Genomic DNA, 22,189 nt, shown 5'->3' with positions numbered 1-22,189 from the left:
GTCATGAAAGCTTAGCAATGGGTGTTTAAGGTGCATTCAGCCAAGGAGGATTCATGAATGCGCCATACCCTGAGCCATTGCCCGGCATGGGCAAAACCGGCATTGCCGTTTCAGCCGCCGGAGAAGCTGTGATGCTCGATATCGCCTTTGTCACCGAAACCTATCCGCCCGAGGTGAACGGGGTGGCGATGACCGTTGGCCGGCTGGTCGGCGGTCTGCGCGATCTCGGGCACCGGGTCGAGGTGCTGCGTCCGCGTCAGGGCGCGGAAGACGCCGGCAGCGAACTGGATGTTCCCCTGCCGGGCGTGCCCTTGCCCGGCTATCCGGGGCTGCGTTTCGGCCTGCCGGCCGGGCGGATGCTGGCCCGGCGCTGGCGCGGCCGGCGGCCGGACCTGGTGCACGTGGTCACCGAGGGGCCGCTCGGCTGGTCGGCGGTGGCCGTGGCGCGGCGGCTGGGCATCCCGGTGACTTCGGGGTTTCATACCAATTTCGACCGCTACAGCGTGCATTACGGCATGGGCTGGTTGCGTCCGGCCGTGGCGGCCTACCTGCGCATCCTGCATCGGCGCACCTTGGCGACCATGGTGCCGACGGCGGCGCTGGCTGCCGATCTGGCCGGTGCAGGCGTGCCCGGCGTGCGTGTAGTTGGGCGCGGTGTCGATACCGTGTTGTTCGATCCGCAACGGCGCGATCCGCTGCTGCGCGCCGGTTGGGGGGCGGTCGGCGAAGGGCCGGTGTGCCTCTATGTCGGCCGCCTGGCGCCGGAAAAGAACCTGGCGCTGATCGAGAAATGCTTTGCCGCTATTCAGGTCTGGCATCCCGGTGCCCGCATGGTCTGGGTCGGCGATGGACCGTCGGCACGCCAGCTGCGGCAGGAACACCCGGATCATCATTTTGCCGGCATGCGCCATGGCGAGGATCTGGCCCGCCATTATGCGAGCGCCGACATCTTCCTTTTTCCCAGCCTCAGCGAAACCTACGGCAACGTCGTGGCCGAGGCCATGGCCAGCGGTGTGCCGGTCGTGGCTTACCGCAGCGCGGCGGCGGCTGAACTGGTGGCCGACCGCGTCAACAGTGTGGCTGTCGCGCCCGGCGACGAGAAGGCTTACGTCGATGCTGCACTGTGGTGCGTCGAAATGCCCGAACGGCTTGCCGCGATGGGGCACCGGGCACGCGACGACATGCTGGTGCGCAACTGGCCCGGCGTGGTGTCCGCCTTCGAACAGGTTGCTCGCGAGGCCATCGCCGGCGGCAATTAAACCCGGCCGCTACTCCAGCGGATCAGGGCCTGTTTCAGGGCCACATGGCTGACCGGCTTGGCCAGGTAATCGTCCATGCCGGCCGCCAGGCAGGCTTCGCGGTCGCCCTGCATGGCATTGGCGGTCATGGCGATGACCGGTACGGTCCGCATGGCCTCGCCGGCTTCGCCGGCACGCAGGCGGCGGGTGGCCTCGAAACCGTCCATGACCGGCATCTGGCAATCCATCAGGACCACGTCGATGTCTTCATCGCGCAGCCGGGCCAGGGCCTCTTCACCATTGTTCACGGCGACATGCCGGCAGGCGAGCTTGCCGAGCAGGGCGCCGGCGACCTTCTGGTTGATCAGATTGTCCTCGACCAGCAGTACCCGCAGGCCGTCGCGCAGCTGCGTGTCCGGTTCGCCGGCCGGGCAGGCCGGCGCACTGCTGCGGTCGATGACGAAGGGCAGTTCGATGCGGAAGGTGCTGCCTTCTCCCGGCGTCGATTCGACGGCGATGCTGCCGCCCATCAGTTCGATCAGGCGCTTGCAGATCGACAGGCCGAGGCCGGTGCCGCCAAACTGGCGGGTGGTCGAGGCGTCACCCTGGAAGAAGGGCGAGAACAGGCCGGCGATCACGGTCGGCGACATGCCGATGCCGGTGTCGCTGACCGAAATCTGCAGGCACTGTTTGTCGTCGTCCAGGGGCCAGCCGGTGAAATGGACGCAGACGCTGCCGACCGAGGTGAATTTGACGGCATTGCCGACCAGGTTGATCAGGGTCTGGCGCAGGCGGCCGGGGTCGCCGATCAGGCGTGCGGGAACGGTCGGGTCGATGTTGCCGGTGAGTGCGATTTCCTTGGTGACGGCCGAGTGGCCGAGCAGTGCCAGGGTGTCGTGCAGGACTTCGGCCGGGGCGAAGGGAATGTGTTCGACTTCCAGCTTGCCGGCTTCGACCTTGGAAAAGTCGAGCACGTCGTTGATCAGCCCGAGCAGGCCGTCGGCGCTGTGGCGGATGGTTTCCGCGTAATCGCGCTGCTCGGCGTTCAGCGGCGTGGCCAGCAGGAGGTCGGCCATGCCGATCACGCCGTTCATCGGGGTGCGGATTTCGTGGCTCATGTTGGCCAGGAAGCTGCCCTTGGCGATGCTGGCGGCTTCCGCCGCGGCGCGGGCATTGTCGAGTTGTTCGTGGGCGCGCATGCGCTCGATCAGGCCGCCGGCCCAACGGGCCAGCAACTGGATGAATTCGAGGTCCGAAGGGTCGAAGTCGTGGTCGCGATGCTGGCGCGACGAGAAATTGATCGTCCCGTACAGCGCGCCGTCGACCCGGATCGGCGTGCCCAGGAAGCAGGCCAGCTTGAACTCGCGGAAACTCGGATGATCGCAGTAGTCGGATTCGGCGACGTTGACCAGCTGGAACAGTTTGTCCTGGCGGATGATTTCGGCGCAGAAGGTGTCGCCGAGCGTGAATTCCTGATTGTCGGCGAGCAGGCCGTCAGGACAGACCTGGACTTCGATCCGGTAGCGGTCGGCCGCCGGGTCGATGTGGCTGATGATGGCGTATTCGAGGTGCAGGTGCTCGCTGGCCAGACGCAGCCCCTGGCGCAGGATTTCCCGCGGGTCGAGACCCTTGATCGTGGCGATTTCGTTGAGCGCCTGCAGGGCGGCCAGCTGGCGCTTGAGGCGCAGTGCCTGCAGGCGCTGTTCGGTGATGTCCTCGAAAACGCCCAGGTAATTGACCAGCTGTCCGTGGCTGTCGCGGACGACGGAAATGGTCAGCCATTCCTCGATCAGGCGGCCGTCCTTGCGCTGGTTGATGATTTCGCCGCGCCAGATGTCGCGTTCGTTGATGGCCTCCCACATCTGCCGGTAGAACCCGGCATCGTGCCTGCCGGAGCTGAAGATACTCGGGGTCTGGCCGACCAGTTCGCCGGCACTGAAGCCGGAAACCTTCTCCAGTTGCGGGTTGACGGCGAGGATGCGGCGCTCGGCGTCGGTCACCAGGATGCCGCTGGTGCTGTTCTCGAATACCTGGGCCGCCAGTTGCCGTTCGTGATGCAGGCGGGCCTCGTTGATCAGGCCGCGGCGGACGCGGCCGATCAGCAGCAGGCTCAGGGTGATGATGACCAGCAGCGCGATGCCGGTGATCCCCAGGGTGATCTTCGCTTCGGTGTACCACTGCTGCAACGCATGTTCGCGGTCCACATGCACGAGCACGAACAGGGGGTAGTTGCGCGAAGCGCGGTAGGCGCTGAGCATCTGCCGGTCGCCGTCGATGTCTTCGGCGCGGCTGCCGATTTCGCTGTCGTGCATCTCGGTCAGCGGCGGACCGCTCAGGTGTAGGCTGCCCGGCATCAGGTCGTCGCGCGACGAAAGCATGACGATGCCGCGATAGTCGAGGATCTCGACCAGTGTCAGTTGCGGATCGATGTGGTGCGAGAAGTGGTTGATGAAATAGTCGGGATTGAAGGCGGCGATCATCTGCAGGCGGCGCTCGCCGACCTGCGCCTCGCGAACGACCGGAAAGAAGCTCGGGCTGTCCGGCGGGATCGGGCTGCGGGTGGTGCTGGGCGAACCATCGGCCAGGTCGCGGCCGAGCCAGGGCACACCGATGCGCGGGAAACTGGCGATTTCACCGCCTTCGCGCGCCGGCTGGAAATCGCTGCTGTCGATCTGCCGGCCGACGTTTTCCGGGTTGGAACTGACCAGGATGCGACCATGCTCGTCGGCAATCGACAGCGAGCGGATGAACAGGAGTCGGCGCAGCATGCCTTCCAGTTGCCGGGCCGTCGCCCTCTTGTCGATCTGCCCGCCGTCGATCAGTTCGGGCATGGCCTGCAGGCTGAGGTCGGCCAGGGACAGCGTCTGCGTGAGTTGTTCCTCGAACACCCGGGCGTGGGCGCGGGCGTCCTCCAGATGGCTGTCCAGGGCGTCCTGACGCAGGCGCAGGACGTGCGACAGGCTGCCGAGCAGGACGGCGACGATCAACACCACCTGCAGACCGATCAGCAGGCGGGTGATGACGCCGGTGCGGCTGCCGGGCGGTAGCGGAGCGTCAGTCGAGAACGGCAATTGGCAACAGGCCGTGACGTTCGGCGAAGGCCTTCAGTTCCCCGCTGCGCTTGGCGCGCACCAGGAAGTCCTCGACCCGCGCGTGCCAGCGGTCGTCACCCGGGCGCATGGCCCAGGCGTAGGGCGTGATGTGATAGGTGCTGTCCGGCTTGATCAGGCGCGCCCAGTCGGTGGTGCGCAGCATGCGCAGGGTGAACGGGAAATCGGTCATGAACACGTCGGCGCGTCCGGATTCGACTTCGCGTTCGCGCGCCTGCGGGGTGTCGAGCACCTTCAGCGTCGCCGACTTGAGGCGGGCCTTCATCACCGGTTCGTGCAGGGTGCCCTTGGCCACGGCGACGACGACGCCGGGCTGGTCGATGTCGTTCCACTGGCGGATGCGCCGGTTGCTCTTGGTGGTGATGGCGTAGATGTCGCTGGCCATGTGCGGCCGGGTGAAGCGCAGTTTTTCCTGGCGCAGCGGCGTGATGCCGATGGCGAACATGGCGATGTCGCAGCGGTCCTGGGTCACATCGTCGATCAGGCGGGCGAAGGAACTGTCGACAAACTCGACATCGGCGCGCAGGTCGCGCCCCAGGGCCTTGGCCATGTCGATGTCGATGCCGGAGAGCTGGCGGGTTTTCGGGTCGCGATAGCTGATACCGAAATAATCCGGCCAGATGCAGACGCGTACCGTCGACGTGGCGGCGATACGCTCAAGGACACCGGCTTGTTGCGCGTGCGCCGGTACGGCGCCGAGCAGTAGCGCGGCGGCGAACAGGATGGGCGGGATCGCTTTCACTTTTATCACCTTTGTAATACACAAGCGATCTGCAGTGTATCAAAAGCCGGGCTGTCGGGCTCAGTCGCGTTCGATGAGCTCGACCTTGTAGCCGTCCGGGTCCTCGACGAAAGCGATGACCGTCTTGCCGTGCTTCATCGGCCCGGCTTCGCGCACCACCTTGCCGCCGCGCGCCTTGATCGCGGCGCAGGCGGCAGCGGCGTCGGGAACGGCCAGGGCAATGTGGCCGTAGGCGTTGCCCAGCTCGTAACTCTCGGTGTCCCAGTTGTGCGTCAGTTCGAGCACGGCTTCGCTGTCCTCGCTCCCGTAGCCGACGAAGGCCAGCGTGAATCGGCCTTCCGGGTAGTCGTTGCGGCGCAGCAGCTGCATGCCGAGGATTTCGGTGTAGAAGGCGATTGAGCGGTCGAGGTTGCCGACGCGGAGCATGGTGTGCAGGATGCGCATGGGGTGTCCTTTCAGAATTGCGGGAGTTGCCGGCCAAGGCGGCGCAGTTCGTTGCGCTGTGCCTTCCAGTCCGGGCAGAGTTGTTCGACCACAGACCAGAAACGCGGACTGTGGTTCATTTCCTTGAGGTGGGCCAGTTCGTGGCAGACGACGTAATCGACGATGGCCGGCGGCATCAGGATCAGCCGCCAGTTGAGCGCGATGTTGCCGCGCGCGCTGCAGCTGCCCCAGCGCGTGCGCGCCGAAGACAGGCGTAAAGGCGGCGGGGCGACGCCGAGCTGCGGGGCGAAGTGGGCCAGGCGTTCTGCGAACAGCGTTCTGGCCCGGTTACGGAGCGCGTTCTCCAGCACTTTTTCGGGAGCGATGCCGGCCGGTACGGCCAGGTGGATTTCGTCAGCGGAGAAGGCGCTGGCGGCCCGGCGGGCCGGCACGACCCGCAGCCGGGTCGGCGTGGCGAGGATGTCGAGCAGGGCGCCGTCGATCACCGCGAAGCGTTCCGGCGGCGGCCGTTCGCGCCAGTCGGCGAGTTTGTCGAGGACCCAGGTGCCGTGTTCGCGGATCAGCGTCTCGATGTCGCGCAGCGAGGCGCGCAAGGGGGCGCCGACGCGCAGGCCGCGATGGTCGATGCGCAGGCCGATGCTGCGCCGGGCACTGCGCTGCAGGGCGAAATCGACGGCCAGCCCGGCGAGGACGATGTTGTGCCGGGTTTCAGGCGGCCTGGGCGGCATCGGGGTAGCGGTGCGGGGAGATGCGGCGCATCTCGGCCTCGATCCAGTCCTCGACGCGTTGATTGACTTCCATCTCGCTCATGCCGCTGGCGTCGAAGGCCGGGCCGATGCTGATGGTGACGGTGCCGGGCTTTTTCAGGAAGGCCTGGCGCGGCCAGAATTCGCCGGCGTTGTGCGCAACCGGCACGACCTTGCAGCCGACGTGGGTGGCCAGATAGGCGCCGCCCGGTTTGTAGCGGCGCTTCTCGCCCGGAGCCACGCGCGTGCCTTCGGGGAAGATGATCACGTAGTAGCCCTGTTTGAGCCGTTCGCGACCCTGGGTGACGACCTGGTCGAGCGCGTTCTTGCCGGCGTTGCGGTCGATCGAGATCATCTTCATGGCAGCCAGTCCCCAGCCGATGAAGGGGACCTTGAGCAGTTCCTGCTTGAGCACGAAGACGCAGAAGGCATCGTCCGGCACACAATCCTGCAGGGTCATGGTTTCCCAGGCCGACTGGTGCTTGGCCATGATCACGCAGGCTTCGGCCGGCATGTTCTCGCGGCCGATCACCTGTGCCCGGATGCCGAGCAGGTTCTCGACGCCCCATTGCGTGCCGAGACGCCAGACGCGGCCGAAACGGTAAGCCCAGATGCCGCCGAGCAGCGGGCCGGCGATGACCACCAGCGGTGCGCTGAGCACCGACCAGATGATTGCGTAGGTCATGAACAGGGTGGAGCGGATGGCGTTCATTTCTTTTCCTTGGACTCGGACGCCAGCAGGTGATCGACGGCGCTGGCCAGGTCGGCAAAGATCAATGTGCCGGCAGGCAGGTCGCCTTCGGCCCGGGTCTTTTCGCCCTTGCCGGTGAGCACCAGGACCGGCCGGCAACCCATGGCCACACCGGCCTGCAGGTCGCGCAGCGAATCGCCGACGGCGACGACGCCGTTGAGGTCGGCATTGAGGGTGTCGGCAATGCGCTTGAACATGCCCGGTTTGGGCTTGCGGCAGTCGCATTGCGAATCGGCGGTATGCGGGCAGTAGAAGATGGCGTCGATGCGTCCGCCGAGTTCGTTGGCCGACTTGTGCATCTTCTTGTGGATGCGGTTGAGCGTGTCCATGTCGAACAGGCCGCGACCGATGCCGGATTGATTGGTGGCGACGACGACGCGGTAGCCGTTCTGCTTCAGTCGGGCGATGGCCTCCAGGCTGCCCGGGATCGGCTTCCATTCTTCCGGGCTCTTGATGAACTGGGCGGAATCGAAATTGATCACGCCGTCGCGGTCGAGAATGATCAGCTTGCCGGGCATGGTGGGCTCCCGTGACTCAGGCGGACAGCTTGGACAGGTCGGCGACGCGGTTCATCGCTGCGTGCAGCATGGCCAGCAGGCCGAGGCGGTTGGCCTTGAGTGCCGGATCGTCGGCATTGACCATGACGCCGTCGAAGAAGGCATCGACCGGGGCGCGTAGTCGGGCCAGGACCTGCAGCGATTCGCTGTAGTCGCCGGTGAGGAAGGCGGCGTCGGCCTGCGGCACGACCTCGACCAGCGCCGCGTGCAGCGCGCTTTCGGCGGCTTCGCGCAGCAGCGCCGCATCGACGCGGGCTTCCACCGTGCCCTCGGCCTTCTTCAGGATGTTGCCGACGCGCTTGTTGGCGGCGGCCAGCGCGGCGGCTTCCGGCAGCGCCGAGAAGGCGCGGACGGCGGCCAGGCGTTTGACGATGTCGCCCAGGCGCTGCGGCCGCTGGCTGACCACGGCATCGACTTCCTGCGCCGTGTAGCCCTGCTCGCGCAGGCTGCCGGCCAGGCGGTCGTAGATGAAGTCGGCCAGCGCCTGTGGGTTCGGGGCGAAGCCCTCGACACCGTTGAACTGCGCGAAAACGCCGGCGAGCAGGCCGTCGACCGCCAGATTCAGGTCGCCCTCGGCGAGCATGCGGATGACACCGAGCGCATGCCGACGCAGCGCGAACGGGTCCTTGTCGCCGGTCGGAATCTGGCCGATGCCGAACATGCCGACCAGGGTTTCCAGCTTGTCGGCCAGTGCGACGACCGTGCCGACGCGGCCGCGCGGCAGGCTGTCGCCGGCGAAGCGCGGCTTGTAGTGGTCTTCGATGGCATCTGCGACATCGCCGTTCAGTCCGTCGTGCTGGGCGTAGTAGCGGCCCATGATGCCCTGCAGTTCGGGGAACTCGCCGACCATGTCGGTGAGCAGGTCGGCCTTGGCCAGCAGCGCTGCCTGTTCGGCGTGCTGCACCAGTTCGCCGCCGCCGAGCGTTTCGGCAATGGCGCGGGCAATCGCGGCGACGCGCTGGACGCGCTCGCCCTGGGTGCCCAGCTTGTTGTGGTACACGACCTTGGACAGACCGATCACGCGCGATTCCAGCGACTTCTTGCGGTCCTGGTCGAAGAAGAACTTGGCATCGGCCAGGCGCGGGCGCACGACGCGCTCGTTGCCGCCGATCACCGCGCTCGGGTCGGCCGGCGAAATGTTGCTGACGACGAGGAACTTGTTGGTGAGTTTCCCGGCGGCGTCGAGCAGCGGGAAGTACTTCTGGTTGGCCTTCATCGTCAGGATCAGGCATTCCTGCGGCACGGCCAGGAACTCCTGCTCGAACTGACCGACCAGCACGTTCGGGCGTTCGACCAGGGCGGTGACTTCGTCGAGCAGGGCGTCGTCTTCAATCGGCTTGCCGCCGGCCTGGGCCGCAGCGGCGGCGAGTTGGCGGGCAATCTCGGCACGGCGCTCGGCAAACGAGGCGATCACGGCGCCGTCGCGCTTGAGTGTTTCGGCGTAGCTGTCGGCGTCGGCGATCACCACCGGATCGACGGCGGCTTCGAAGCGGTGGCCCTTGGTCTGGCGGCCGGAGTTCAAACCGAGCACCGCCACCGGCACGACGTCGGCGCCGTGCAGGGCGACCAGCGCGTGCGCCGGGCGCACGAAATTGACCGTGTCCCAGCCGTTGGCCAACTGGTAGGTCATCACCTTGGGAATCGGCAACGCGGCCAGCGCGGCCTCGACGGCCTTCTGCAGCCCGTCGGCCAGCGTCGCGCCCTTGGCCAGGCTGTCGTAGAACAGGATGTCGGCCTTGCCGTCGTTTTCGCGGCGCAGGCTGGCGACGGCGCTTTCATCGGCACCGAGTGCGGCCAGCTTCTTGAGCAAGGCGGGCGTGGCCTTACCGTTGGCGTCGAGGCCGACGGCGACCGGCATCAGCTTCTGCACCACCGGTTTGTCGGCGGCGACGGCGGCGACGCCGGTCACGTGCGCGGCCAGGCGGCGCGGCGAGGCGTAAGCGGTCACTTGCGCGCCATCGGCGGCCAGGCCGTCCTTCTTCAGCGACGCGGCGAGCGCGGCGGCGAAGCTTTCGCCGAGTTTCTTCAATGCCTTGGGCGGCAGTTCTTCAACGAACAGTTCAACGAGCAGGTTCTTGGCAGTCATCTCAGGCGGCTTTCTTGGCGTTCTGTTCTTCGAGCTTGGCCAGCACCTCGCCGGCCCATTCCTTGGGCGCCATCGGGAAGCCGAGGCGGGCGCGCGATTCCAGGTAGGCCTGGGCGACGGCGCGGGCCAGGTTGCGGATGCGGCCGATGTAGGCGGCGCGCTCGGTCACGGAAATCGCGCCGCGCGCGTCGAGCAGGTTGAAGGTGTGCGCGGCTTTCAGCACCTGTTCGTAGGCCGGCAGCGCCAGTTGCGCGCCCATCAGGTGCTGTGCCTGCTTCTCGTGCGCGCCGAAGGCGTGGAAGAGGAAGTCGACGTCGGAATGCTCGAAGTTGTAGGTCGATTGCTCGACTTCGTTCTGGTGGTAGACGTCGCCGTAGGTCAGGCCGTCGGTCCAGACGAGGTCATAGACGTTCTCGACGCCCTGCAGGTACATCGCCAGGCGTTCGATGCCGTAGGTGATTTCGCCGGTGATCGGCTTGCAGTCGATGCCGCCGACCTGCTGGAAGTAGGTGAACTGGGTGACTTCCATGCCGTTCATCCAGACTTCCCAGCCCAGGCCCCAGGCGCCGAGCGTCGGGTTTTCCCAGTCGTCCTCGACGAAACGCACGTCGTTTTTCTTGAGGTCGAAACCCAGCGCCTCCAGCGAGCCGAGGTAGAGTTCGAGGATGTTGTCCGGCGCCGGCTTGAGCACCACCTGGTACTGGTAGTAGTGCTGCATGCGGTTCGGGTTCTCGCCGTAGCGGCCGTCCTTCGGGCGGCGCGACGGTTGTACGTAGGCAGCCTTCCACGGCTCGGGGCCGATGGCGCGCAGGAAGGTGGCGGTGTGGCTGGTGCCGGCGCCGACTTCCATGTCGTACGGCTGGAGCAGGGCGCAACCCTGGGCGCTCCAGTATTGCTGCAGACGCAGGATGATCTCTTGAAAGCTTGGCTTGCTAAGCTTCAGTGAAGACTCATGCCCGTTTGCGGGCGTGACGTCGGAACTAAACGTGGGTTTCTTGCTGGTCGTCATCGGACGCACTCGGAAAGACGGAAAACACCAGATTTTACAGGCTTTTGCGCCGTCCCGGCAGCTTGCCGCCTGTGGCGCGCATACAACGCAATGCTCCGTGGTGTTGCGGTGGTTTCTTGACTTATTCAAATAAATCAATAGAATGCGCGCTGTCTTGTTGCGGTGCAACACCGGTGTTTCCTCGCTTTCGGCCAGACTCGGCCTGTTGGAAACCTTGCTTCCTCCCACGGAGGAATGGATTGGTGTCGTACCCCCCCGTAACCGTTCGCCGGCTGTTCGATCGCCGGTGGCAACAGTGAAGGAGGGCGCATGTTCGCTTCGCAGTTCCTTTCTCCCGCAGCTTCGCGGGTAGTCGCGGCCGTATCCCACGTCGTCCGCAAGTTTTTGATGTTGGCCGGGCTGGTTTTCGTGCTCGGTCTGGCCGGTACCTACAAGGGCCATTCCGGCCTGCTCGACGGCCTCCAGGCCATGTTCCCCGGTGGCGTCAGCGCCAGCGAGAGCGAGATCGGCGATACCGCCGTGCAGCCGGTCGCCCTGAATCAGGAGCGTCTGGTGCCGAGCATGCAGCAGGCCTTGCAGTACGTTGCCCGCCGCTACCGCGTGTCCAATGAAGTGCTGGTGCCGATCTTCCTGACGGCGCAGGACAGCGCCCGTGAACTCGGTCTCGATCCGCTGTTGATCATTGCCGTGATCGGGGTCGAGTCCAGCTTCAACCCCTTCTCGCAGAGCGTGGTCGGGGCGCAGGGGCTGATGCAGGTGATGCCGCGCTTCCATACCGACAAGCTGCCGGAAGACGCCGGCGAGCTGCCCTTCTTCGATCCGGTGACCAATGTCCAGGTCGGCGCCCGCATCCTGCGCGAATCGATTGCCCGCAATGGCGGCCTGGTTCCCGGTCTGCAGCAGTTCGGCGGGGCGATCAACGACCCCGAGCGCCGCTATTCGAGCAAGGTCATGGCCGAGCGTCAGCGCCTGGAGCAGGCGATCCAGCAGCAGATGCAGCGCGCCTGATCTGCGCGGCGCCCGCGCCGGCCAGTAGCAGCACGAGGAAACCCAGGTTGCCCCAGGCAATGTAGGGCGTGCTGCCCTGGTGAGCGCGCACTTCGCCGGTGAGAACCGCCGTCTCGAACGGTGCTAGCGCCGACACCACGTCGCCGCGCGCGTCGATGATCGCGGTCATCCCGGTATTGGTCGCGCGCAAGCTTGGCCGGCCGGTTTCGGCCGAGCGCATGCGGGCGATCTGCAGGTGCTGCGGTTGCGCCAGCGAGCGGCCGAACCAGGCGGTATTCGACAGGTTGGCGAGAATCCCGGCCTGCGGCAGGGTGCGGATGATTTCCTCGCCAAACACATCCTCGTAGCAGATGTTGAACGCCACTGGCTGACCGGCGACGGTCAGCGGTGCCGGCCGGCGTGGGCCGGCGGAAAACGCCGACATCGGGATGTTGGCCTGAGCCATGAACCAGGCGAAACCGGCCGGGATGAATTCACCGAAGGGCACCAGGTGCTGCTTGCTGTAGATCTGTTGCGGCGAAATGCCGAGGCTGACGGCGCTGTTGTAGTAGCCAGTTTCCGGGTTACCGGTCAGCGTGCCGACGACGATGTCGCCACCGTGTTGGCGGGCCAGGGTGCTCAGTTCATCGAGATATTCGGGGGGCAGTCGGTCGAGGAAGGCGGGCAGGGCGGTTTCCGGCAGGATGGTCAGGCGGGCCGGATGCGCCGCGATCATGTCGCGGTAGCGCAGCAGGGTGCGGACGAAGTTGTCCGGATTGAATTTCATGTCCTGCGGAATGTTGCCCTGGAGCAGGGCGACGCTGACCGGCTCGCCAACCGGCTGCGTCCATTCAAGCTGACGCAGGCCAAAACCAGTGGCAAGCAGCAGCGCCAGCACCGGCAGGCCGACGCGCCAGCGCAACAGCAAGGCGGCGCTCAGCGCCAGCAGCAGCGATAGGCCATAGACGCCGACCAGCGGCGCGAAACCGGCCAGCGGGCTGGGCGGCGCCTGGGTGTAGCCGACGGCCAGCCAGGGAAAACCGGTAAACAACCAGCCGCGCAGCCAGTCGGCGGCGGCGATGAGGACGGCGAACCACAGCGCCTGGCGCCAGAATCCGGCCGGTTGCCAGCGCTTGAACAGCCAGCCGGCGAGCGTCGGATAGAGCGCCATCGCGGTGCAGAACAGCAGCGTTGCCGGGCCGGCCAGCCACCAGGGCATGCCGCCGAACACTGAGAGGCTGACGTAGATCCACGAGACGCCGGCGAGGAAGAAGCCGAGACCGAAGAGGAAACCGATGAGCGCGGCCCGGCGCGCGTCCGGCGCCTGCTGCCACAGGGCGAACAAGGCCAGCCAGGGCAGCGGCGCCAGCCAGAACAGGTCGAACGGGGCGAAGCAGAGGACGCCGGCCGCACCGGCCGGCAGCGCCGCCAGTTCAGGCCGGCGCATCTTCGCTGACGGGTTTCGGCTTGGGCGGGTCGACCAGCAGGGTGTACAGCCGGCGGCTGTCGGCGCGCAGGACCTGGAAGCGGACGCCGTCGACCTCGATACTTTCGTTGCGCTTGGGGACGCGGCCGAGGTGGCGCAGGATCAGGCCGCCGACGGTGTCGAACTCCTCGTTCGAGAAGGCGGTCGAGAAGGCTTCGTTGAAGTCCTCGATCTCGGTGCGAGCCTTGACCCGGTAGCGGCCGGTCGAATCGAGACGAATGTTGTCGTGCGCTTCGTCGAAGTCGTATTCGTCCTCGATGTCGCCGACGATCTGTTCGAGTACGTCCTCGATGGTGACCAGGCCGGCGACGCCGCCGTATTCATTGACGACGATGGCCATGTGGTTGCGCGAGACGCGGAATTCGCGCAGCAGCACGTTGAGGCGCTTGGATTCGGGAATGAAGACGGCCGGGCGCAGCCAGTCGCGCAGGTCGAAATTCTCTTCAGTGTGGATGCGCAGCAGGTCCTTGGCCAGCAGGATGCCGAGGATGTTGTCGCGGTCGCCGTCGACGACGGGGAAACGGGAGTGGGCGGTCTCGATGACCACCGGGACGATTTCGTCCAGCGGGTCGTCGACGTCGATGACGTCCATCTGGGCCCGGGGAATCATCACGTCGGTGACGCGGGTTTCCGAGGCGGAAAGGGCGCCTTCGATGATGGTCAGCGCGTCGGCGTCCATCAGGTTGCGTTCGTAGGCGGCATGCAGAATCTGCATGAGCTGCTGGCGGTCCTCGGGTTCGCGCAGCAGCAGGGAGGTCAGGCGTTCGATGAAACCGGGTTTACTGTCACTGTCCATGATGTTCAGGCGGTGGCTTCGTCCCCGTAGGGGTCGGGGAAGCCCAGGGCCGCCAGTATTGTCCTTTCTTCGTCTTCCATGTCACGGGCTTCCACGTCATCTTCGTGGTCCCAGCCTTGCAAATGCAGCATACCATGCACCGTCAGGTGCGCGTAATGCGCGGCCAGCGGCTTGTTCTGCTCGGCCGCTTCGCGGGCGACGACGGTCGGGCAGATGACCAGGTCGCCCATCACCAGCGGTTCGGTTTCGTACGGGAAGGACAGCACGTTGGTCGCGTAGTCCTTGCCACGGTAGTCGCGGTTCAGCGCCTGACCTTCGTCGGCGTCGACCAGGCGGATGGTGACCTGGCCACCGCCGATCAGGGCGGCGCGTGCCCAGCGCACGAAATCTGCGCGCAAGGGTAGGCCCTCACGGTTACAGGCGTATTGCACCGACAGGTCAAGACGATTGCTGGCTGCGTTTTTCATAGGCTTCGACGATGCGGGCGACCAGCGGGTGGCGCACCACGTCCTCCTTGCGGAATTCGGTAAAGGCGAGGCCGCGCACGTCGCGCAGGACCTCCATGGCTTCCTTCAGGCCGCTCTTGTGGCCCTTGGGCAGGTCGATCTGGGTGACGTCGCCGGTGACCACGGCCTTGGCGCCGATGCCGATGCGGGTCAGGAACATCTTCATCTGTTCCGGCGTCGTGTTCTGCGCCTCGTCGAGGATGATGAAGGCGTGGTTGAGCGTGCGGCCGCGCATGAAGGCCAGCGGCGCGATCTCGATGGCGCGCTTTTCGTAGAGCTTGGCGACGCGGTCGGCGCCCATCAGGTCGTAGAGCGCGTCGTACAGCGGGCGCAGATAGGGGTCGATCTTCTGGGTCAGGTCGCCGGGCAGGAAGCCGAGGCGCTCACCGGCCTCGACCGCCGGCCGGGTCAGGATGATGCGCTGGACCAGGTCGCGCTCGAAAGCATCGACGGCGGAAGCGACGGCGAGGTAGGTCTTGCCGGTGCCGGCGGGGCCGATGCCGAAGGTGATGTCGTGTTCCTGGATCGCCTTCAGGTATTCGACCTGGCGCGGCGTACGGCCGTGCAGTTCGGTCTTGCGGGTGACCAGTTGCGGGCCGTCGGTCAGCTTGTCGCCGTTGGCGATGCGGCGGACCGGGGCGTTGGTCAGTTCGACCAGGCCGAGCTGGATGTCGTCGACCGACAGCGGCTGGCGGGCCATGGCGTAGAAATGGCGGATCGCATCGGCGGTCAGTTGCGCCTGCTCGCCGGTCACCGAGAAACGCTCGCTGCGGCGGCGGATGATCACGTCGAAACCGGTTTCGATCTGCCGGATATTCTCGTCGAGCGGGCCGCAGAGATTGGCCAGCAGGGTGTTGTCGACCGGCGCGAGGGCAAACTCGACCGGTCGTGACTTGGGCGCCCTAGTTTTCGCGGATGACAATTTCGCCTCGCAGGCTGTGGGACAGCGACTGGGTAATCCTGACATCGACGAACTGGTTGATCAAGCGCGGGTTGCCGACGAAGTTCACGATGCGGTTGTTGTCGGTGCGCCCGGCGACCTCGTTCGGGTCTTTCTTCGACGGGCCTTCGACCAGCACGCGCTGGATGCTGCCGACCATGCTCTGGCTGACCGCCTGCGCCAGTTCGTCGATCCGCTGCTGCAGCCGGGCCAGGCGCGCCGATTTGACCTCGGCCGGCGTGCTGTCTTCGAGTTCCAGCGCCGGCGTGCCCGGGCGCGGGCTGTAGATGAAGGAGAAAGAAGCGTCGAAGGCGACGTCGTCGATCAGCTTCATCGTCTTCTCGAAATCCTCGTCAGTCTCGCCCGGGAAGCCGACGATGAAGTCGGACGACAGCGAGATGTCGGGGCGCGCGGCGCGCAGCTTGCGCACGACCGACTTGTATTCGAGCGCCGTGTAGCCGCGCTTCATCGCCGCCAGCACGCGGTCGGAACCGGACTGCACCGGCAGGTGCAGGTGCGAGACCAGCTTGGGCACCTTGAGGTAGGTGTCGATCAGGCGCTGGCTCATCTCGCGCGGATGCGAGGTGGTGTAGCGGATGCGCTCGATTCCCGGCACCTCGGCGATGTACTCGATGAGCAGCGCCAGGTCGGCCTTCTCGTCGGTGCCGTCCATGTCGCCGCGGTAGGCATTGACGTTCTGGCCGAGCAGCGTGACTTCCTTGACGCCGTGCGCGGCGAGGTCGGCGACTTCGGTCAGGATGTCGGTGAACGGCCGCGACACTTCGCCGCCGCGGGTGTAAGGGACGATGCAGAAGGTGCAGAACTTGGAGCAGCCTTCCATGATCGAGACGAAGGCGCTGGCGCCCTTGACCTCGGCCGGCGGCATCGAATCGAACTTCTCGATCTCGGGGAAGGAAACGTCGACCGCCGCCTTGCCCTTGCTCTTGCGCTCGGCAATCAGTTGCGGCAGCCGGTGCAGCGTCTGCGGCCCGAACACGACGTCGACGTAGGGCGCACGGGCGACGATGGCGTCGCCCTCCTGGCTGGCGACACAACCGCCGACGCCGATTACCAGGTCGGGGTTTTTCTGCTTGAGGTGGCGGACCCGGCCGAGATCGTGGAACACCTTTTCCTGCGCCTTTTCGCGCACCGAGCAGGTATTGAACAGGATGATGTCGGCTTCCTCGGGGTTGTCGGTCTTGACGATTCCTTCGGACGCGTTGAGCACATCGGCCATTTTGTCCGAATCGTACTCGTTCATCTGGCACCCGAAAGTGCGGATGAATAGTTTCTTGGGCATGGGAAAACTTTTTAAAATCAGTGGCGACGCTTCGGCAAGCCGCGCGCGGAAAAGTTGCGCATTATAACGCGGTTGACCGCGCTGCCGCGGGCCAACTATAATTCGCGCCCTCTAAGCGTGGTGATGTAGCTCAGACGGTTAGAGCGATGGATTCATAACCCATAGGTCGGCAGTTCGATTCTGCCCATCACCACCAAAGTTTCACCAGAAAGCCCGGTCCAGGTGTCCGGGCTTTTTGCCGTCTGGACGAATGCTGCCGGCTCAAGGATACTGCCCGGCTGGCGACCCATGGTGTTTCGCGGCTCATGCAACTGGCTTTCTGCCTCTACAAATACTTCCCCTTCGGCGGCCTGCAGCGCGATTTCATGCGCATCGCCCTGGCCTGCCAGGCGCGCGGCCACGCCATCCGGGTCTACACGCTGTCCTGGCAGGGCGAGGTGCCGGCCGGGTTCGAAGTGGTCACGGTGCCGGTGCGGGCGCTGACCAACGCCCGCCGCTACGAGAAGTTTTCTGCCTGGGTAGCGCGCGACCTGGCGCAGCGACCGGCGCAGCGCGTCGTCGGCTTCAACAAGATGCCCGGGCTTGACGTCTATTTCGCCGCCGACCCCTGCTACGAAGAGAAGGCGCAGACGCTGCGCAACCCGCTCTACCGCCTGTCCGGCCGCTACCGGCATTTTGCGGCGTATGAGCGGGCGGTGTTCGCGCCGGACAGCCGGACCGAGATACTGATGATCTCGCAGGTCCAGCAGCCCTTTTTCGAAAAGCACTACGCCACGCCGAAGGCGCGCTTTCACCTGCTGCCGCCGGGCATCGCCCGTGACCGCCGGGCGCCGCCCGAGGCGCCGGCGATCCGCGCCGCCTTCCGCGCCGAATTCAGTCTCGCCGATGACGACCTGCTGCTCCTGCAGATCGGCTCCGGCTTCAAGACCAAGGGGCTAGACCGCTCGCTGCAGGCGCTGGCGAACCTGCCAGCCGATTTGCGCGGGCGCACCCGGCTGATCGCCATCGGTCAGGACGAGCCGAGCCAGTTTCAGCGCATGGCCGCTGCGCTCGGCCTGGCCGGGCAGGTGGACATCCTCGCCGGCCGCGACGACATCCCACGTTTCCTGCTCGGCGCCGACCTGCTGGTCCATCCGGCCTACAACGAAAACACCGGCACGGTGCTGCTTGAAGCCCTGGTCGCCGGCTTGCCGGTGCTCTGCTCGGCGGTCTGCGGTTACGCTCATTACATCGACGAAGCGGCGGGTGGCCGGGTGATCCCGGAACCCTTCGCGCAGGCGTCGATGGACGGCTTGCTTCAGGAAATCCTGGTCGATCAGACACAGCGCGCCGTCTGGCAGCGCAACGCGCTGGCCTGGGCGGAAAGCGCCGACATCTACAGCAACGCCGAGCGTGCTGCCGATATCATCCTCAAGGAGCGGCCGTGCGCGACGAACTGATGCTGGCGCCGCCTTTCGATACCCTGTGGGCCGGGCAGGATGCGTTTGCCGCAGTCGACCGGCTGGAAGGCCAGGTTTTCCGCGAGCTCGACGGGCGTCGTACCTTCCGTACCGAAGTCGCCGGGCGCGGCTATTTCGTCAAGATCCATCGCGGCGTCGGCTGGGGCGAGATCGTCAAGAACCTCGTCTCGTTGCGCCTGCCGGTGCTCGGTGCCGGCAACGAATGGCGGGCGATCCGCCGGCTGGAGGAACTCGGCGTCGACACCATGCGTGCTGTCGCCTACGGCCGCCGCGGCGCCAACCCGGCGCGCGAACATTCGTTCATCGTCACCGAGGAACTGGCGCCGACCGTCAGCCTGGAAGATTTCTGCCGCGACTGGCCAAAGATGCCGCCGGCCCCGGCGCTCAAGCGGGCGCTGATCCGTCGCGTCGCCGCCATGGTCCGCGGCATGCACCGCGGCGGCGTCAATCACCGCGACTGCTACCTCTGCCATTTCCTGCTCCACCTCGACCCGGCGCCGACCGCCGCCGCACTGAAACTCTCGGTGATCGACCTGCACCGCGCCCAGATCCGCCCGCACACGCCGCGCCGCTGGCGCGACAAGGATCTGGCCGGGCTCTACTTCTCGGCACTGGCGATCGGCTTGACGCGGCGCGATTTTCTGCGCTTCCTGCGCGATTACTTCGGGCGACCGTTGCGCGAGGTGCTGCGCGACGAGCAGGTGCTGCTCGCCCATCTGCATGCCGAGGGTGAGCGCCTGCTGGCGAAGTACCGGCGCAAATACGTGCCGAGCGGAGGCGGGGCATGATCGACTGGCAGCGCAATCCCGATTACGCGACGGGCGAGGCCGGTCAGGCGTTCGCTTCGCTTGATGCGGTGTTCGCGCTGGAGGGTGAGTTGATGGCCCGCGACCCGCAGTCGCGGGTGCTGCGCGTCACCTTGGGCGAGCATCGCTATTACGTCAAGCGTTACCTCGAGGGCGGGCGCAGCCTGGCGCGTCGCTGGTTCGGCTTGCGTGACCTGTTCGGGCCGCAACGGGCGGTCAAGGAATGGGAGAACCTGCAGGCCTTCCGGCGTTGGGGGATTCCCACGGCGACGCTGGTCGCCTATGGTCAGGAGCGTCGCTACGGCCGTTTCCTGCGCGCGGCGCTGGTCACCGATGAAATCCGCAACACCGTCGATATGGCGGCCATGGCTCGGGCCGGTGACCCGCGGCTCGGCGATCGGCAATGGGTGGCGCAGGTTTCCGGGCAAATCGCGGCGGCGGCGAGAGTCATGCACCAGCATGGTTTTGCCCATAACGACCTGAAATGGCGCAACCTGCTGGTCGATGCCGGCGATCGCCCGACGGTCTATCTGATCGATTGCCCAACCGGTGCCTACTGGTGGCGTCCTTTTCTCGATTACCGGATCGTCAAGGACCTGGCCTGCCTGGACAAGGTCGCGAAGCAGGTGCTGACGCGCACCCAGCGGCTACGCTTCTATCTCGAGTATGTGCAGCGGCCGCATCTTTCCGCAGCGGACAAGCGGCAGGTGCGTCGTATCCTGCGTTTCTTCGCTGGCCGGGAGTGATATCCCGGCCAGCGGTCGTGGTCAGAACAGCGTGTAGATGAAGGGGGCGACGGCCGAGCCCTGGGTCAGGACGAGCAGTCCGCCCAGCAGGACGAGGACGATGATCAGCGGGGCCAGCCAGTATTTCTTGCGAACCTGCATGAAGGCCCAGAGGTCTTTCAATAAATCGAGCATGATGATGCCTAGAAGGGTTTGTCGAAGGAGTTGGACTTGTTCTCGCCGATGAACTCCCGGTAGCTCGAACAGTTGCGGTCGAAGCTGCGGTTCATCGGGTCCTTGCCGGTGGCCCGCATGAGCAGCCCCAGCGGCGTGACGACAAGGAAGAAGACGATGCCGAGGATGATGCGCGACATCACGCTGCCGATGACCAGGCCGAAACGCATCCAGATCTTGTAGACCGGGTTGAGCGCCATCGGCGCCACCAGCGCGGTGATGCCCAGGGCGCCGAACAGCGCCCACGGCCAGACCGGCCATGACCAGCCGAACTGCCAGGGCAGGAAGAGGCCGAAGATGCCGGCGAACAGCGCGCCGGTCAGCAGGCCGAAGTCGCGCAGACCTTTGCGGTCGAGGACGGGGATTTCAGTAAACATGCGGGCTTTCCTTTGTCGTTTCAGTCAAGCTGGAACTCTTCCTTCCAGCTTTCGTCGTCGTCCCAGGCGGGTTGCTCGGTCTTGGCGAGGACGAAATTCTCGATCACCAGATAGTCCATGCCGGTGCGCATGAAGCAGCGGTAGGCATCGCCAGGCGTGCACACGATGGGCTCGCCGCGCACGTTGAACGAGGTGTTGATCAGGATCGGGCAACCGGTTTTCTGCTCGAAGGCTTCGATCAGCCGGTAGTAGCGCGGATTGGTTTCCCGATGGATGGTCTGGATGCGCGCCGAGTAATCGACGTGGGTGATCGACGGGACCTGCGAACGCGGGACGTTGAGCTTGTCGATGCCGAACAGTTTTTCCTGGTCGGCGGTCATGGCGATGCGCTTTTCCTCGCGTACTGGCGCGACGATGAGCATGTACGGGCTGGGACCGTCCTGTTCGAACCATTCGCCGACCTTCTCGGCGCGCACGGACGGCGCGAACGGACGGAAGGATTCGCGGAACTTGATTTTCAGGTTCATCACCGACTGCATGTCGCGGCTGCGCGGGTCGCCGATGATCGAACGTCCGCCGAGCGCGCGCGGACCGAATTCCATGCGTCCCTGGAACCAGCCCACGACTTTTTCTTCGGCGAGAATGCCGGAGACGCGGTCAAAGAAGCTGTCGTCGTCGAGCACTTCGTATTTTGCGCCGTAACTCTCCAGTTGCCGGGCGATTTCATCGGCGGCGTAGCGCGGGCCGAGGTAGCTGCCCTGCATGCTGTCGCCGGCTTCCGGGGTGCGTGTTGCACCGCTCTTCGCGTAGTAGGCGGCCAGGGCACAACCGATTGCGCCGCCGGCATCGCCGGCCGCCGGCTGAATCCAGATGTCCTTGAACGGACCTTCCCGCAGCAGACGTCCGTTGGATACGCAGTTCAAGGCAACGCCGCCGGCCAGGCACAGGTAATCGACGCCGAGTTCCTTATGTACCGTGCGCGCCAGGCGCAGCACGATTTCCTCGGTGGCTGCCTGGATCGAGCGGGCGATGTCCATTTCCTTGGCGGTGATTTCCGACTCGGGTTTGCGTGCCGGTCCGCCGAACAGTTCGGCGAAGCGGTCGTTGGTCATGGTCAGGCCGGTGGCGTAGTTGAAATACTGCATGTCCAGCCGGAAGGTGCCGTCCTCCTTGAGGTCCATCAGTTTGTCGAGAATCAGGTCGACGTATTTCGGTTCGCCATAGGGCGCCAGGCCCATCAGCTTGTACTCGCCGGAATTGACCTTGAAGCCGGTGTAGTAGGTGAAGGCCGAGTAGAGCATGCCGAGCGAATGCGGGAAGTTCATTTCCCACTGCGGGGTCAGCGTGTTGCCTTCACCCAGCCAGACCGAGGTGGTGGCCCATTCGCCGACGCCGTCCATGCACAGGACGGCAGCCTTCTCGAAGGGGCTGGGGAAGAAGGCCGACGCGGCGTGCGACTGGTGATGTTCGGCAAACAGCAGCGGCGGCAGTTCGGCTTCCTTGCAGCCGCCCAGTTTTGCCAGTTCCTTCTTCAGGGTCTGCTTGAGGTACAGCTTGTCCTTCAGCCACACCGGCATGGCCTTGACGAAGGAGCGGAAGCCCCGTGGCGCATACGAGAGATAGGTTTCCAGCAGGCGTTCGAACTTGATCAGCGGCTTGTCGTAATAGACGACGCCGTCGATGTCGGCCATGGTCAGCCCTGCCTCTTCCAGGCAGTAACGAATGGCGTTGGCCGGAAAGTCGGGGTCGTGCTTCTTGCGCGTGAAGCGCTCTTCCTGGGCCGCCGCGACAATTTTGCCGTCGCGGATCAGGGCGGCGGCGCTGTCGTGGTAATGGGCGGAAATGCCGATCAGGTTCATTGGATTCGCTTTTCTGGCCGATAAAACCTG

General features: G+C 65.5%; 21 protein-coding genes and 1 tRNA gene. 6 read left to right on the top strand and 16 right to left on the bottom strand.

The genetic code is table 11. From position 1 onward, the window contains the following. The first annotated feature begins 53 nt into the window (after positions 1-53). Positions 54-1,259, top strand: coding sequence for a glycosyltransferase family 1 protein (locus tag Q0799_RS10740; protein ID WP_298398167.1), 1,206 nt, complete (start codon positions 54-56; stop codon positions 1,257-1,259). Here the strand turns inward: Q0799_RS10740 and Q0799_RS10735 are convergent. The 8 genes from Q0799_RS10735 to glyQ are packed head-to-tail and all read right to left on the bottom strand — an operon-like array spanning position 1,256 to position 10,617. Continuing rightward, entirely contained in the window at positions 1,256-4,309 is a 3,054-nt protein-coding gene (locus Q0799_RS10735; RefSeq protein WP_298398165.1) for an ATP-binding protein, read from the bottom strand. The two genes, Q0799_RS10740 and Q0799_RS10735, sit on opposite strands and share 4 nt — an antisense overlap. Next, positions 4,293-5,090, bottom strand: a complete 798-nt coding sequence (locus Q0799_RS10730; protein WP_298398163.1) for an ABC transporter substrate-binding protein — start codon at positions 5,088-5,090, stop codon at positions 4,293-4,295. The genes Q0799_RS10735 and Q0799_RS10730 overlap by 17 nt, the downstream gene beginning before the upstream one ends. Before the next feature lie 60 nt (positions 5,091-5,150). Continuing rightward, positions 5,151-5,534 (bottom strand): lactoylglutathione lyase, encoded by a 384-nt coding sequence (gloA, locus tag Q0799_RS10725; RefSeq protein ID WP_298398161.1) that lies wholly within the window; start codon positions 5,532-5,534, stop codon positions 5,151-5,153. Positions 5,535-5,545: 11 nt separating this feature from the next. After that, entirely contained in the window at positions 5,546-6,262 is a 717-nt protein-coding gene (locus Q0799_RS10720; protein ID WP_298398159.1) for a SprT family zinc-dependent metalloprotease, read from the bottom strand. Then, a complete protein-coding gene (locus Q0799_RS10715) occupies positions 6,243-6,992 on the bottom strand; it encodes a 1-acyl-sn-glycerol-3-phosphate acyltransferase (protein WP_298398157.1) in 750 nt (249 codons plus the stop codon). Before Q0799_RS10715 ends, Q0799_RS10720 begins: the two co-directional genes overlap by 20 nt. After that, a complete protein-coding gene (gene gmhB, locus Q0799_RS10710; protein ID WP_298398155.1) occupies positions 6,989-7,549 on the bottom strand; it encodes a D-glycero-beta-D-manno-heptose 1,7-bisphosphate 7-phosphatase in 561 nt (186 codons plus the stop codon). Before gmhB ends, Q0799_RS10715 begins: the two co-directional genes overlap by 4 nt. 16 nt (positions 7,550-7,565) lie before the next feature. After that, positions 7,566-9,674 carry a glycine--tRNA ligase subunit beta gene (gene glyS / locus Q0799_RS10705; protein ID WP_298398153.1) on the bottom strand — a complete coding sequence of 703 codons (2,109 nt, stop codon included), beginning with the start codon at positions 9,672-9,674 and terminating at the stop codon, positions 7,566-7,568. 1 nt (position 9,675) lies between these two features. Next, the gene (gene glyQ, locus Q0799_RS10700; protein ID WP_298398185.1) at positions 9,676-10,617 is read right to left on the bottom strand and encodes a glycine--tRNA ligase subunit alpha; all 942 of its coding nucleotides are present in this window, start codon (positions 10,615-10,617) and stop codon (positions 9,676-9,678) included. 375 nt (positions 10,618-10,992) lie between these two features. On the opposite strand from glyQ, the gene Q0799_RS10695 reads away from it, so the two are divergent. Then, on the top strand, positions 10,993-11,691 hold the full coding sequence (locus tag Q0799_RS10695) for a transglycosylase SLT domain-containing protein (RefSeq protein ID WP_298398151.1): 699 nt from the start codon (positions 10,993-10,995) through the stop codon (positions 11,689-11,691). Here Q0799_RS10695 and lnt read toward each other — a convergent pair. The 5 genes from lnt to miaB are packed head-to-tail and all read right to left on the bottom strand — an operon-like array spanning position 11,633 to position 16,698. Beyond that, the gene (lnt, locus tag Q0799_RS10690; protein ID WP_298398147.1) at positions 11,633-13,117 is read right to left on the bottom strand and encodes an apolipoprotein N-acyltransferase; all 1,485 of its coding nucleotides are present in this window, start codon (positions 13,115-13,117) and stop codon (positions 11,633-11,635) included. The two genes, Q0799_RS10695 and lnt, sit on opposite strands and share 59 nt — an antisense overlap. Beyond that, on the bottom strand, positions 13,104-13,952 hold the full coding sequence (locus Q0799_RS10685; RefSeq protein WP_298398145.1) for a transporter associated domain-containing protein: 849 nt from the start codon (positions 13,950-13,952) through the stop codon (positions 13,104-13,106). Before Q0799_RS10685 ends, lnt begins: the two co-directional genes overlap by 14 nt. Before the next feature lie 5 nt (positions 13,953-13,957). Next, the gene (gene ybeY, locus Q0799_RS10680) at positions 13,958-14,419 is read right to left on the bottom strand and encodes an rRNA maturation RNase YbeY (RefSeq protein ID WP_298398143.1); all 462 of its coding nucleotides are present in this window, start codon (positions 14,417-14,419) and stop codon (positions 13,958-13,960) included. Further along, complete coding sequence (locus Q0799_RS10675) at positions 14,391-15,380, bottom strand: PhoH family protein (protein WP_281984562.1); 990 nt, start codon at positions 15,378-15,380, stop codon at positions 14,391-14,393. The genes ybeY and Q0799_RS10675 overlap by 29 nt, the downstream gene beginning before the upstream one ends. Beyond that, positions 15,361-16,698, bottom strand: a complete 1,338-nt coding sequence (gene miaB, locus Q0799_RS10670) for a tRNA (N6-isopentenyl adenosine(37)-C2)-methylthiotransferase MiaB (protein ID WP_298398141.1) — start codon at positions 16,696-16,698, stop codon at positions 15,361-15,363. Before miaB ends, Q0799_RS10675 begins: the two co-directional genes overlap by 20 nt. A 119-nt stretch (positions 16,699-16,817) precedes the next feature. On the opposite strand from miaB, the gene Q0799_RS10665 reads away from it, so the two are divergent. The 4 genes from Q0799_RS10665 (at position 16,818) to Q0799_RS10650 (ending at position 19,710) form a co-directional block, all read left to right on the top strand. Further along, positions 16,818-16,894: transfer RNA gene (locus tag Q0799_RS10665), tRNA-Met, on the top strand. A 109-nt stretch (positions 16,895-17,003) separates the two neighbouring features. Then, complete coding sequence (locus Q0799_RS10660) at positions 17,004-18,137, top strand: glycosyltransferase family 4 protein (RefSeq protein ID WP_298398139.1); 1,134 nt, start codon at positions 17,004-17,006, stop codon at positions 18,135-18,137. Further along, positions 18,122-18,946: a lipopolysaccharide core heptose(I) kinase RfaP gene (rfaP, locus tag Q0799_RS10655; protein WP_298398137.1), complete on the top strand. Its 825-nt coding sequence runs from the start codon at positions 18,122-18,124 to the stop codon at positions 18,944-18,946. The genes Q0799_RS10660 and rfaP overlap by 16 nt, the downstream gene beginning before the upstream one ends. Then, the gene (locus tag Q0799_RS10650) at positions 18,943-19,710 is read left to right on the top strand and encodes a lipopolysaccharide kinase InaA family protein (protein WP_298398135.1); all 768 of its coding nucleotides are present in this window, start codon (positions 18,943-18,945) and stop codon (positions 19,708-19,710) included. The genes rfaP and Q0799_RS10650 overlap by 4 nt, the downstream gene beginning before the upstream one ends. A gap of 21 nt (positions 19,711-19,731) precedes the next feature. Here the strand turns inward: Q0799_RS10650 and Q0799_RS10645 are convergent, their stop codons facing one another. Genes Q0799_RS10645 through Q0799_RS10635 form a run of 3 tightly spaced genes read right to left on the bottom strand, consistent with a single transcriptional unit; the run spans position 19,732 to position 22,159 of the window. After that, complete coding sequence (locus Q0799_RS10645; protein WP_298398132.1) at positions 19,732-19,884, bottom strand: DUF5989 family protein; 153 nt, start codon at positions 19,882-19,884, stop codon at positions 19,732-19,734. 8 nt (positions 19,885-19,892) lie between these two features. Next, complete coding sequence (locus tag Q0799_RS10640; RefSeq protein ID WP_298398131.1) at positions 19,893-20,300, bottom strand: SxtJ family membrane protein; 408 nt, start codon at positions 20,298-20,300, stop codon at positions 19,893-19,895. Between the two features lie 20 nt (positions 20,301-20,320). Beyond that, positions 20,321-22,159: a carbamoyltransferase gene (locus tag Q0799_RS10635; RefSeq protein WP_298398129.1), complete on the bottom strand. Its 1,839-nt coding sequence runs from the start codon at positions 22,157-22,159 to the stop codon at positions 20,321-20,323. Positions 22,160-22,189: the final 30 nt, after the last annotated feature.

The sequence above is a fragment of the uncultured Azonexus sp. genome, assembly GCF_937982035.1.
Lineage (GTDB): Bacteria > Pseudomonadota > Gammaproteobacteria > Burkholderiales > Rhodocyclaceae > Azonexus.
This window is presented reverse-complemented; position numbering and strand designations above follow the sequence as displayed.

Excerpts from the sequence above, each read along its gene's own strand:
- Q0799_RS10740 (WP_298398167.1), top strand. The coding sequence starts at position 54 with ATGAATGCGCCATACCCTGAGCCATTGCCCGGCATGGGCAAAACCGGC.
- gloA (WP_298398161.1), bottom strand. The coding sequence starts at position 5,534 with ATGCGCATCCTGCACACCATGCTCCGCGTCGGCAACCTCGACCGCTCA.
- Q0799_RS10720 (WP_298398159.1), bottom strand. The coding sequence starts at position 6,262 with ATGCCGCCCAGGCCGCCTGAAACCCGGCACAACATCGTCCTCGCCGGG.
- Q0799_RS10715 (WP_298398157.1), bottom strand. The coding sequence starts at position 6,992 with ATGAACGCCATCCGCTCCACCCTGTTCATGACCTACGCAATCATCTGG.
- gmhB (WP_298398155.1), bottom strand. The coding sequence starts at position 7,549 with ATGCCCGGCAAGCTGATCATTCTCGACCGCGACGGCGTGATCAATTTC.
- glyS (WP_298398153.1), bottom strand. The coding sequence starts at position 9,674 with ATGACTGCCAAGAACCTGCTCGTTGAACTGTTCGTTGAAGAACTGCCG.
- Q0799_RS10695 (WP_298398151.1), top strand. The coding sequence starts at position 10,993 with ATGTTCGCTTCGCAGTTCCTTTCTCCCGCAGCTTCGCGGGTAGTCGCG.
- lnt (WP_298398147.1), bottom strand. The coding sequence starts at position 13,117 with ATGCGCCGGCCTGAACTGGCGGCGCTGCCGGCCGGTGCGGCCGGCGTC.
- Q0799_RS10685 (WP_298398145.1), bottom strand. The coding sequence starts at position 13,952 with ATGGACAGTGACAGTAAACCCGGTTTCATCGAACGCCTGACCTCCCTG.
- ybeY (WP_298398143.1), bottom strand. The coding sequence starts at position 14,419 with ATGAAAAACGCAGCCAGCAATCGTCTTGACCTGTCGGTGCAATACGCC.
- miaB (WP_298398141.1), bottom strand. The coding sequence starts at position 16,698 with ATGCCCAAGAAACTATTCATCCGCACTTTCGGGTGCCAGATGAACGAG.
- Q0799_RS10660 (WP_298398139.1), top strand. The coding sequence starts at position 17,004 with ATGCAACTGGCTTTCTGCCTCTACAAATACTTCCCCTTCGGCGGCCTG.
- Q0799_RS10650 (WP_298398135.1), top strand. The coding sequence starts at position 18,943 with ATGATCGACTGGCAGCGCAATCCCGATTACGCGACGGGCGAGGCCGGT.
- Q0799_RS10645 (WP_298398132.1), bottom strand. The coding sequence starts at position 19,884 with ATGCTCGATTTATTGAAAGACCTCTGGGCCTTCATGCAGGTTCGCAAG.
- Q0799_RS10640 (WP_298398131.1), bottom strand. The coding sequence starts at position 20,300 with ATGTTTACTGAAATCCCCGTCCTCGACCGCAAAGGTCTGCGCGACTTC.
- Q0799_RS10635 (WP_298398129.1), bottom strand. The coding sequence starts at position 22,159 with ATGAACCTGATCGGCATTTCCGCCCATTACCACGACAGCGCCGCCGCC.